The following is an 11,845-nucleotide window of genomic DNA, read 5'->3' as shown; positions in this document are numbered from 1 at the left end:
GCAAAATGCCAGAGATTAAACAGCTTTTTGAAAACAACTCTAAATGGTCAGAAGAAATTCGCTCTCAACGACCAGAGTATTTTACAACGCTTGAAGAGGGTCAAAGCCCTGGTTTTCTATGGATAGGCTGCTCAGATAGCCGCGTTCCGGCCGAGCGTCTCACTGGTTTGTATTCTGGCGAACTGTTTGTTCACCGAAATGTCGCTAATCAAGTAGTTCATACCGACCTAAACTGCTTATCAGTAGTGCAATACGCTGTAGATGTACTCAAAGTGAAGCACGTTATTGTTTGTGGTCACTACGGCTGTGGCGGTGTTAACGCAGCGATTGATAACCCTAAACTGGGTCTTATCAACAACTGGCTACTGCACATTCGCGATAACTATCTTAAGTACCGAAAGCAAATTGAATCTCTACCTCGTGAACAATGGGGTGACAAGTTGTGCGAAATTAACGTTGCAGAACAGGTCTACAACCTTGGTAACTCAACCATCATGCAAAGCGCATGGGAGCGTGGACAAGATATTGAAATCCACGGTGTGGTTTATGGTATTGGTAATGGCAAGCTGCAAGATCTTGGTGTTCGTTGTTCAAGCAATAACACATTAGAGAACAGCCATTTAGCGGCGCTTGAAAAAATTCTATCGTCTCCAATCCTAGGTTAACTCTTAGCGCCTAACCCGTTGATATAGGCAAGAATAGATATAAGAAAGGCTCGCATTGTGCGAGCCTTTTTTGTTTTTTCAAAGAGTCATAATTACTCTTGAGGTACCACTTTACCGATGTACGGTAGGTGACGATATTTTTGAGCGTAGTCGATACCCACACCAACAACAAATTCGTCTGGGATTTCAAAACCAATCCACTTTGTATCTACAATGACTTCACGACGAGACGGCTTGTCTAATAGCGTACAAATTTCGATAGACTTAGGACCACGTAGGCTCAGGATCTCTTTTACTTTAGTCAGTGTGTTACCAGTATCGATAATGTCTTCTACAAGTAGAACATCTTTACCTTGGATATCATCATCAAGGTCTTTCAAAATACGAACATCACGTGAGCTTTCCATGCCATTACCGTAGCTAGACGCGGTCATGAAATCCACTTGGTGAGTTAAATCGATAGCACGAGCAAGATCCGCCATAAAGACAAAAGATCCGCGCAATAAGCCAACTAAAACTAGATCTTCGCTACCTTGGTAGTGCTCCGTGATCTGCTTGCCTAGTTCGTTCACTCGATCCTGAACTTCTTGCTCAGAGATCATGACTTCAACTGTATGCTTCATACTGCTCTCATTTTATTTGGTGATTGCGACGAATGTTGACACTTTCGTCAGTTGTGTCGCTCAATTTTGTGCGTAAGTCTAGCACTGCTCAAATACCCACACCACCTTATGGTTCGAATTTACTGTTAGATTATCAATGAAATGTGCATTGGTGCGTTATCCAATACTCGCATCCTTTCACATCAACACTGATCACGCTTTATGTATCAAGTTTGATGTAACTGTCTATAAAACAAGCACAAGGGATTGACCATTCACATATGCACCATTACACTCATCTTGGCTTAAATAATAATAAAATCATTAATATAAAAATTCGTTGGCAAGGAAAAACAAAATGGACTCAATAACGAAGAGACCTAGAACTAGGCTTTCACCCTTAAAAAGAAAACTTCAATTGATGGAAATCGCACTTGAAGTATTCTCTCGCCGTGGCATTGGCCGCGGTGGACACGCTGATATTGCCGACATCGCTCAGGTGTCAGTAGCAACAGTATTTAACTACTTCCCTACCCGTGAAGATCTGGTTGATGAAGTACTTAACCACGTTGTTCGTCAATTCTCGAACTTCCTTTCAGACAACATTGACCTAGATATTCACGCAAAAGAAAATCTACATAATATTGCGACTGAAATGGTGACCTTAGTGGCTCATGATAGCAATTGGTTAAACGTATGGTTCGAATGGAGTGCATCAACTCGCGATGAAGTATGGCCGCTATTCGTAACCACTAACCGCACCAACCAAATGTTAGTGCAAAACATGTTTAGCAAGGCGATTGAACGCGGCGAAGTCTGTGACGATCACGCTCCTAAACATCTAGCGAACCTGTTCCACGGCATTTGTTACTCGCTATTCATCCAAGCGAAACGTATAGATACGCAAGAAGAACTTTCGACCTTGACGGATAGCTACCTAAATATGCTGTGTATTTATAAGTAGCTTCGATCTTCGAACAAAACTAAAGGGTTGGCTTTTACGCTAGCCCTTTTTTATTTCCTCTCACCTAATCAGATTCCCTATTCCTTCCTTCGTCATCCTAGAAAATGACGGATATAAAGAACCACTACGCTTAACTTCATCGTCACCGTAAACGACAGACAAAAAAATTAATCAGACACTAAAGCCTGAGCTTCCCTATTCCTTCCTTCGTCACTCTAGAGAATGACGGATATAAAGAACCAGTACGCTTCACTTCGTCATCCTCAAGAGCGAGGGACGAGCGAGTTGGGGATCTCTTACAAGCATGAAGACCATCTTTTCTTCAGACATAAAAAAGCCGCTGACGAATCAGCGGCTTTTAAAAACATTAGCGAGTGGCTAAAGAGAATTACTTCTTCTTTTTCACTGCTTTCTTATTTGGAAGGTCAGTGATTGAACCTTCGAATACTTCCGCAGCTAGACCAACAGACTCGTGTAGAGTTGGGTGAGCGTGGATAGTCAGTGCGATATCTTCTGCATCGCAACCCATTTCGATTGCTAGGCCGATTTCGCCAAGAAGTTCACCACCGTTAGTACCAACAACAGCACCACCGATTACACGATGAGTCTCTTTATCGAAGATCATCTTAGTCATACCGTCAGCACAGTCAGAAGCGATTGCACGACCAGAAGCAGCCCAAGGGAAAGTAGCAACTTCGTAGTTCAGGCCTTCCGCTTTCGCTTCTTTCTCAGTCTTACCTACCCAAGCAACTTCTGGCTCAGTGTACGCAATTGATGGGATTACTTTAGGATCGAAGTAGTGCTTCTTACCAGAGATAACTTCAGCAGCTACGTGACCTTCATGCACACCTTTGTGAGCAAGCATTGGTTGACCAACAACGTCACCGATCGCGTGGATGTGAGGAACGTTAGTACGCATTTGCTTATCAACGTTAATGAAACCACGCTCATCAACTTCGATACCTGCTTTTTCAGCGTCGATAAGTGCACCGTTTGGAACACGACCGATAGCAACAAGAACAGCATCGTAGCGCTCAGCTTCTGCTGGTGCTTTCTTGCCTTCCATTGAAACGTAGATACCGTCTTCTTTCGCTTCAACAGCTGTCACTTTAGTTTCAAGCATTAGCTTGAACTTATCTTTAATGCGCTTAGTGAAGACTTTAACGATGTCTTTATCCGCAGCAGGGATAACTTGATCGAACATCTCAACAACTTCAACTTTAGAACCTAGAGAGTGGTAAACCGTACCCATCTCTAGACCGATGATACCACCGCCCATGATAAGCAGTTTTTCTGGTACTTCGTTTAGTTCTAGTGCATCCGTAGAATCCCAAATACGTGGGTCTTCATGTGGGATGAACGGAAGTTTGATTGGGCGAGAACCCGCAGCAATGATTGCGTTATCAAAGTTAATTGTTGTCGTTTCTTCGCCAACAACTTCGATGCTGTTAGGGCCAGTAAACTTACCGAAACCGTTAACAACAGTAACATTACGCATCTTAGCCATACCGCCAAGACCGCCAGTTAGTTGATCAACTACTTTGTCTTTCCAGATGCGAACTTTGTTGATGTCCGTCTGTGGCTCGCCGAATACTACGCCGTGCTCTGCCATCGCTTTAGCTTCTTCAATTACTTTAGAAACGTGAAGAAGTGCTTTTGATGGAATACAACCAACGTTTAGACATACACCACCAAGAGTGCTGTAACGTTCAACTAGTACTGTTTCTAGACCTAAATCTGCACAACGGAATGCCGCTGAGTAACCAGCAGGACCTGAACCAAGTACAACAACTTGGGCTTTAATTTCTTTGCTCATTGTGACCTCTTGTAGTCATTATCCCTAACAGGCTGAGTAGATGTTCTTAAAATTATTGGGCTTTCAAACAGGAAACATTTTACAGAGATGTTAACAGCTTGAAAGTAGCTTTAAGTTAGCCTGTGAGCTAGACAACAATTCCCCATCAGATTATGAGAAATGCAGGAAACTGTTCTCTAAAAATAGTCTTTATATAAAGAATTAAGGTGACCCGAAAGTCACCTTAATAATTACTTTCTCAATTACAGTACTAGACGACGAATGTCAGATAGTGCGCTGTTTAGGAAAGTAATGAAGCGTGCACCTTCAGCACCATCGATCACACGGTGGTCGTATGATAGAGACAGTGGAAGCTGTAGACGTGGTTGGAACTCTTTACCATTCCAAACTGGCTTAATTTCAGACTTAGATACACCTAGGATACCTACTTCTGGAGCATTTACGATTGGAGTAAATGCAGTACCGCCAATACCACCAAGGCTAGAGATTGTGAAACAACCGCCTTGCATGTCTGCCGCTGTTAGCTTACCAGAACGTGCTTTCTTAGAAACAGCCATTAGCTCTTCAGATAGCTCGTAAATGCCTTTCTTGTTCACGTCTTTGAAGACAGGAACAACTAGGCCGTTTGGTGTATCAACAGCGATACCCACGTTTACGTACTTCTTAAGAATGATGCTTTCGCCATCATCAGAAAGAGACGAGTTGAATGCTGGGAATGCTTCTAGCGCTTTAGCAACAGCTTTCATGATGAACACAAGTGGAGTGATCTTCATGCCAGTGTCTTTCTTCGCTTCGATTGCGTTCTGTTCTTTACGGAATGCTTCTAGCTCAGTGATGTCTGCGTTGTCCCACTGTGTAACGTGAGGGATCATTACCCAGTTACGGTGCAGGTTAGCGCCAGAGATCTTCTTAATCTTAGAAAGCTTCTGAACTTCAGTTTCGCCGAACTTGCTGAAGTCAACTTTTGGCCAAGGTAGTAGACCAAGAGCAGAACCATCGCCGCCTTTGCCAGATGCTGCAGCACCAGACTCTAGACGCTTAAGTGCATCTTTAACGTAAGACTGAACGTCTTCTTTAAGTACGCGACTCTTACGACCAGTACCTTTAACTTTCGCTAGGTTTACACCGAATTCACGAGCTAGACGACGAACAACTGGAGATGCGTGAGCGTACTCGCCGTTCTCTTGGAAGTCGCCAGCTACTGGAGCTACTGCTTCTGCTTTAGGTGCAGGTGCTGCTGCCGGAGCTGCTGCTTGTGCTGGAGCTGAAGCCGCTACTGCTACTGGAGTTGCGCCTTCAACAACGAAAGTCATAATTGAAGAGCCTGTTGACACTTTGTCGCCAGCTGCAATCTTGATTTCTTTTACTGTACCAGCGAATGGTGCAGGCACTTCCATTGAAGCTTTGTCGCCTTCAACAGTAATTAGAGATTGCTCTTCTTCTACTGTATCGCCAACCGCTACCATGACCTCAGTAACTTCTACTTCGTCGCCACCGATATCAGGAACGTTCACTTCTTTCTCAGCTGATGCTGCTGGAGCCGCTGCAACTGGTGCCGCCGCTGGAGCAGGAGCTGCTGCAACTGGAGCACCAGAACCCGCTACTTCAAATACCATAACTAGAGAACCAGTAGATACTGAATCACCAGAAGCGATCTTGATTTCTTTAACGATACCAGCGAATGGTGCAGGTACTTCCATTGAAGCCTTATCACCTTCAACAGTAAGAAGAGATTGCTCTTCTTCTACTGCGTCGCCGATAGCTACCATGATTTCAGTTACTTCAACTTCATCACCGCCGATATCAGGAACGTGAACTTCTTTAAGCTCAGCGGCCGCTGCAGGAGCAGCTGCAACAGGTGCCGCCGCTTCAACTGCTGGCGCAGCCGGTGCTGCTGCACCTTCCGCTTCGAAGATCATGATAAGAGAACCAGTAGAAACAGAATCGCCTTCTGCTATTTTGATTTCTTTAACGATACCCGCTTGAGACGCAGGAACTTCCATTGAAGCTTTGTCGCCTTCAACAGTGATCAGTGACTGCTCTTCTTCAACCTTGTCGCCAACGTTTACAAGAATCTCAGTTACTTCAACCTCGTCAGCACCGATGTCTGGTACATTAATTTCGATTGTCATTGTATTTACCTACCTTAATGCCAGTCTTATGCGTATTGCGGGTTAATTTTGTCTGCGTCGATGCCGAATTTAGCAATTGCTTCAGCAACTACTGATTTCTCAACATCACCACGTTTAGCCAGTTCAGTAAGTGCTGCAACAACAACGTAGCCTGCATTTACTTCGAAGTGACGACGTAGGTTTTCACGGCTGTCTGAGCGACCGAAACCGTCAGTACCAAGTACTTTGTAAGACTCAGAAGGCATGAATGCACGTACTTGCTCAGCGTAGTTCTTCATGTAATCCGTAACTGCGATTGCAGGTTCGTTACCAAGAACAGTTGTGATGTACGGTACTTTCTCTTCAGCTTCTGGGTGAAGCATGTTGTCACGCTCTACCGCTTGACCGTCACGAGTCAGTTCGTTGAACGACGTTACAGAGAATACGTCAGATGCTACGCCGTACTCTTCGCTTAGGATTTGAGCGGCTTTACGCGCTTCGTTCATGATAGTACCAGAGCTCATTAGCTGAACTTTAGACTTAGTACCTGCGTAAGACTCAAGCTTGTAGATACCCTTACGGATGCCTTCTTCAGCGCCTTCTGGCATTGCTGGCATTGCGTAGTTTTCGTTCATTACTGTTAGGTAGTAGTAAACGTTCTCTTGGTTCTCACCGTACATGCGACGGATACCGTCTTGCATGATGACCGCTAGCTCGTAAGCAAACGTTGGGTCGTAAGAGATACAGTTAGGTACTGTGTTCGCCATGATGTGCGAGTGGCCATCTTCGTGCTGTAGACCTTCGCCGTTTAGCGTTGTACGGCCTGCCGTTGCACCAAGTAGGAAACCACGAGCTTGTTGGTCACCTGCTAACCAAGCCATGTCACCAATACGTTGGAAACCGAACATTGAGTAGTAGATGTAGAACGGGATCATCGGTAGATCGTTTGTGCTGTATGAAGTTGCAGCTGCAACCCATGAAGCCATAGAACCTAGTTCGTTGATACCTTCTTGAAGAACTTGACCAGAAGTCGCTTCTTTGTAGTAAGAAACGATGCCTTTATCTTCAGGCGTGTAGTCTTGACCGTGCGGGTTGTAGATACCAATCTGACGGAATAGACCTTCCATACCGAATGTACGAGCTTCATCACAGATGATAGGAACGATGTTCTTACCAATGTTCTTATCTTTAAGAAGAATGTTTAGCGTACGTACATAAGCCATAGTTGTAGAGATATCACGCTTCTGTTCACCTAGTAAAGGTGCGAACGCGTCTAGCTCAGGAACTTTGAATTCTTGAGTGAATTTTGGCAGACGCTTAGGTGTGTAACCGTGTAGAGCGTTACGACGCGCGTGCATGTATTCGTACTCAGCAGAACCTTCTTCCAGTTTTAAGTATGGAAGTTCAGCGATTTTCTCGTCTGAAAGGATGTCTTCTAGACCTAGACGATCACGTAGGTGTTGAACATGAGTCATGTCCATTTTCTTAACACCGTGTGCAATGTTCTTACCTTCAGCCGCATCACCCATGCCGTAACCTTTTACAGTTTTAGCTAGGATTACAGTTGGCTTACCGTTTGTCTCTTTTGCATTGTTGAATGCAGCAAACAGTTTAGAAGAATCGTGACCACCACGCTTAAGTGCGAAGATTTCGTCGTCAGTCATGTCTGCAACTAGTGCAGCTGTTTCTGGGTACTTACCAAAGAAGTGCTCACGTACGTATGCGCCATCTTTAGATTTGAATGTCTGGTAGTCACCGTCGATAGTTTCATTCATTAGTTGAAGAAGCTTACCAGTCGTGTCTTTAGCTAGTAGAGAATCCCAGTTGCTACCCCAGATAACTTTAACAACGTTCCAACCTGCACCTTTAAATAGGCCTTCAAGTTCTTGGATGATGCTACCGTTACCCATTACAGGGCCATCTAGACGCTGTAGGTTACAGTTGATTAGGAAACATAGGTTGTCTAGCTTCTCACGCGCAGCGAAAGAGATAGCACCACGTGATTCTGGCTCATCCATCTCACCGTCACCTAGGAACGCGTATACGCGTTGCGCTGAAGTTTCTTTCAGGCCACGGCCGTCAAGGTACTTAAGGAAGCGCGCTTGGTAGATAGCAGAGATCGGACCAAGACCCATAGATACTGTTGGGAACTGCCAGAACTCAGGCATCAGTTTAGGGTGCGGGTAAGAAGGGATACCTTTACCATCAACTTCTTGACGGAAGTTATCTAGCTGTTCTTCAGTTAGACGACCTTCAACGAATGCACGAGAGTAGATACCTGGAGAGATGTGACCTTGGTAGTAAACTAAATCGCCACCGTCTGTCTCGTTTGGAGCACGGAAGAAGTGGTTAAAACATACTTCGTAGAACGCAGCAGCTGACTGGTAAGAAGCCATGTGACCACCAAGGTCTAGGTCTTTCTTAGAAGCACGCAATACAATCATGATTGCGTTCCAGCGAATAATCGAACGAATACGACGCTCAAGAGTTACGTCACCAGGGTAAGCTGGCTCTTGTGCTGCTGGAATTGTGTTGATGTAGTTCGTGTTGATGCCTGTAGCCATATCAACACCATCTAAACGCGCTTTATCTAGAACTTGTTCTAGTAAAAACTGTGCACGTTCTACACCTTCTTCACGTACTACTGACTCAAGAGCTTCTAACCAATCTTGAGTTTCCAGAGCATCAACGTCATGCTTCATGTCAGACATGGCGATCTATCCTTTTTGTTAGTTGGATTCTACTAAACACGTAAAAAGCCGAAGTATTACGGCTATTTACCCTGTTGGATTCGACGTAAAGAACGTTCGCGGCGCGATTCTTCTTTGGTCAAATCCATCAATGTTTCTTCGATGTAAGCTAAATGAGAGTGTGACATTTCACGCGCCTGTTCTGGCTGTCCTGAAACGATCGCATCTACAATATTAGCTCGATGTATACTCACTTTCTCCACAACGTCTTTACGACGATGCAACAGTTTTAAATTTTCTAAGACGTTTTGCTCGAGTAACGGAGCCAAGCTACGGACAATGTGCAATAACACCACATTGTGCGCTGCCTCTGTTAAAGCAATAAGAAAAGCCATCACAGCTGCAGATTCGGCTTCAATATCACCCTTATCTTGCGCACCACGAATTTTTTCTTGGCATGCTTGAATTCGAGCAAAGTCTTCATCAGTGCCACGCAATGCCGCGAAGTAAGCCGAAATCCCTTCCATCGCATGACGCGATTCCAACAAGTCTAGTTGGGTTTCAGAATGGGACGACAACAAATTAAGCAAAGGATCTGAAAAGCTCTTCCAGATATTTTCGCTAACAAACGTACCTCCACCTTGACGGCGAGTAAGCAAGCGTTTTGCTTCCAAACGTTGTATCGCTTCTCGGATTGAAGGACGAGACACATCGAACTGTTTCGCCAGTTCGCGCTCAGGCGGCAGCTGCTGCCCTGGAGCCAGTGTTCCTTCCACTATCAACCTTTCTAACTCTTGTTCGATAACGTCCGAGAGTTTTGGCTGACGAATCCTTTGATAAGCCATAGTTTGTTGTTCTTCTTTTTCTTCGCTGACAATTGGTAATACCAATTTTAATTTGGGCAGAAATTAACATAATTAAAACGCCACTGTCCAGAGTAAAATTGACCTGAATCATAGAACACAGCACGAATTAACCATGATTTAACAAATGAAATTTAAAACAGCAACCAATTTGGTCTTACCATTTACAGGGGTAATACTTTTGGGGAGTATCCGTGCTAGAAAGTTTCAGGATAAAAATGGAATGTTTCAGAAAGATGAGTGCCACTTGATTAAAAATCGAACCAAGCGCACATTAGAGACAGAAATTCTGTTCATAAATTTTAATATTAGATCGTTTGATAAGCTCGTCACACTCTCGATTTATTAACGCCCTCCCCCTAACCACTTTATTTACATCGCAACAACAAAAATTTACAAGCCATTATGCCAAGCATTGACTATTCAACACCTAGCATCCTTACAGACATCCTCAAAAATGAAGCTTAAACCTTGAGCTTGCCTTTAAACTTCTGCCAGTCGAAAACCAAGCCAGGGTCAGTTTTGCGTAGCGGGGCTATATATTGATGACCAGTGATACGTTCGGTGGTTATTTGAGGGAAAGTCAATGCGATCGTTTCTGTTAATCGAATAAGCGCTTGGTACTGCGGCTCGGTATAAGCCACAAAATCACTTCCTTCCAGTTCAATACCAATCGAGTAATCATTACACCGTTCACGCCCTGCGAAGCTCGACTGACCTGCGTGCCAAGCACGATCAAGAAACGATACAAACTGCACCACCTCACCATCACGGCGAATCAAGCAATGAGCCGAAACGCCCATTTTATGAATCACCTTAAAGAACGGATGCTCTACCGGATCAAGTTTGCCAGTAAAAAACTGTTCAATGTAAGGGCCACCAAATTGGCCCGGAGGTAAACTAATGTTATGGACCACCAGCAGAGAGATATCGTCGACGCTGGGTCTAGCATCAAAATACGGAGAAGGAACATGTCGAGCGGTGTCGTACCATCCGTTGGAGCTCATCGTCATCTTGGTCTCACTTTCTTTTCTACTAGCGCAATAAGATTGTGACTTTGCCCATAGAGCAGTCGCGCTAGCCTCTTTAATTTGAAGTTAAGCAAGAGTATCATTCCATTCCCACTCCCTTTCAAGATTAGATTTGCGATGAAAAACACACATAACAGCCACCAACGCCTTGATTACTTAAAAGAGCAGCTGCCGCTAGAGATCACTCGCGCAGTCGCTGAGACCATCAAAGAAGATCTAGGTGGAACGTTAGATCCAGCGGCTGATATTACAGCAAGTCTAATCCCTGTAGACGCAATCAACAGCGCAACCATCATTACCCGTGAACATGGCGTATTCTGTGGTAAAGCTTGGGCCGATGAAGTGTTTAAGCAACTGGGCGGTGAAGTCACTATTGAGTGGAACGTAGAAGACGGTGACAAGGTTGAACCAAATCAAACGCTTTGTAGCCTAACAGGCCCTGCACGCGCACTATTAACGGGTGAGCGTAATGCAATGAACTTCATTCAAACACTATCTGGTTGTGCAACGGCGACAGCAATCTACGCTGACAAAATCAAACACACAGAATGCCGCCTGTTAGACACTCGCAAAACGATTCCAGGCCTACGTAGCGCACTAAAATATGCTGTGGCTTGTGGTGGTGGCTTCAACCACCGTATTGGCGTTTTCGATGCGTACCTAATCAAAGAAAACCACATCATCGCTTGTGGTGGCATTGAGAAAGCGATCTCGACAGCAAAAGAACTTAACCCGGGCAAGCCTGTAGAAGTTGAAACAGAAAGCCTAGAGGAACTAGAGCAAGCTATCAGTGCTGGCGCAGACATCATCATGCTAGATAACTTCACCACAGACATGATGCGTGAAGCCGTTAAAATCAACGCAGGTCGTGCTGCACTAGAAAACTCAGGTAACGTAACTTTAGATACGATTGCAGAATTTGCTGAAACGGGTGTCGATTACATCTCGGTCGGAGCACTGACTAAGCATCTAAAAGCAATGGACCTTTCAATGCGATTCAAAGCTTAATCTCATAGTTCTATCAATTACTTAACTTCTAGGCATGGCAATCAGCCATGCCTTTTTATTGCTTTTATTATCAGTATATCTACCAGTTAACTAAG

Annotated in this window: 8 protein-coding genes and 1 pseudogene; 3 read left to right on the top strand and 6 right to left on the bottom strand. The window is 44.5% G+C overall.

All coding sequences use genetic code 11. The features are described 5' to 3' along the window. The first annotated feature begins 5 nt into the window (after window positions 1-5). On the top strand, window positions 6-665 hold the full coding sequence (gene can, locus OCV44_RS02945) for a carbonate dehydratase (protein ID WP_139685620.1): 660 nt from the start codon (window positions 6-8) through the stop codon (window positions 663-665). A gap of 92 nt (window positions 666-757) precedes the next feature. On the opposite strand, the gene hpt is transcribed toward can, so the two are convergent. Beyond that, window positions 758-1,288, bottom strand: a complete 531-nt coding sequence (hpt, locus tag OCV44_RS02940; protein ID WP_009847591.1) for a hypoxanthine phosphoribosyltransferase — start codon at window positions 1,286-1,288, stop codon at window positions 758-760. A 337-nt stretch (window positions 1,289-1,625) separates the two neighbouring features. Between hpt and OCV44_RS02935 the strand changes: the two genes are divergently transcribed. Then, a complete protein-coding gene (locus OCV44_RS02935) occupies window positions 1,626-2,231 on the top strand; it encodes a LuxR/HapR/OpaR family quorum-sensing transcriptional regulator (protein WP_139685621.1) in 606 nt (201 codons plus the stop codon). Between the two features lie 388 nt (window positions 2,232-2,619). On the opposite strand, the gene lpdA is transcribed toward OCV44_RS02935, so the two are convergent. From lpdA to ampD, 5 genes and pseudogenes are all read right to left on the bottom strand, one after another. Further along, complete coding sequence (gene lpdA / locus OCV44_RS02930; RefSeq protein WP_086048782.1) at window positions 2,620-4,047, bottom strand: dihydrolipoyl dehydrogenase; 1,428 nt, start codon at window positions 4,045-4,047, stop codon at window positions 2,620-2,622. 242 nt (window positions 4,048-4,289) lie between these two features. Beyond that, window positions 4,290-6,179: a pyruvate dehydrogenase complex dihydrolipoyllysine-residue acetyltransferase gene (gene aceF / locus OCV44_RS02925; protein WP_139685622.1), complete on the bottom strand. Its 1,890-nt coding sequence runs from the start codon at window positions 6,177-6,179 to the stop codon at window positions 4,290-4,292. Window positions 6,180-6,205: 26 nt separating this feature from the next. Then, window positions 6,206-8,869 carry a pyruvate dehydrogenase (acetyl-transferring), homodimeric type gene (aceE, locus tag OCV44_RS02920; protein ID WP_139685623.1) on the bottom strand — a complete coding sequence of 888 codons (2,664 nt, stop codon included), beginning with the start codon at window positions 8,867-8,869 and terminating at the stop codon, window positions 6,206-6,208. Window positions 8,870-8,931: 62 nt separating this feature from the next. After that, the gene (gene pdhR, locus OCV44_RS02915; RefSeq protein ID WP_009847596.1) at window positions 8,932-9,693 is read right to left on the bottom strand and encodes a pyruvate dehydrogenase complex transcriptional repressor PdhR; all 762 of its coding nucleotides are present in this window, start codon (window positions 9,691-9,693) and stop codon (window positions 8,932-8,934) included. A gap of 482 nt (window positions 9,694-10,175) precedes the next feature. After that, window positions 10,176-10,776 (bottom strand): annotated as a pseudogene (gene ampD / locus OCV44_RS02910) (1,6-anhydro-N-acetylmuramyl-L-alanine amidase AmpD). An 83-nt stretch (window positions 10,777-10,859) separates the two neighbouring features. On the opposite strand from ampD, the gene nadC reads away from it, so the two are divergent. Next, window positions 10,860-11,750 carry a carboxylating nicotinate-nucleotide diphosphorylase gene (nadC, locus tag OCV44_RS02905; protein WP_139685627.1) on the top strand — a complete coding sequence of 297 codons (891 nt, stop codon included), beginning with the start codon at window positions 10,860-10,862 and terminating at the stop codon, window positions 11,748-11,750. Window positions 11,751-11,845 lie beyond the last annotated feature (95 nt).

The organism is Vibrio tasmaniensis (genome assembly GCF_024347635.1).
GTDB lineage: Bacteria > Pseudomonadota > Gammaproteobacteria > Enterobacterales > Vibrionaceae > Vibrio > Vibrio tasmaniensis.
Note: the sequence above shows the minus strand (reverse complement) of the source record. Positions and strands in the feature narration are given on the sequence as shown.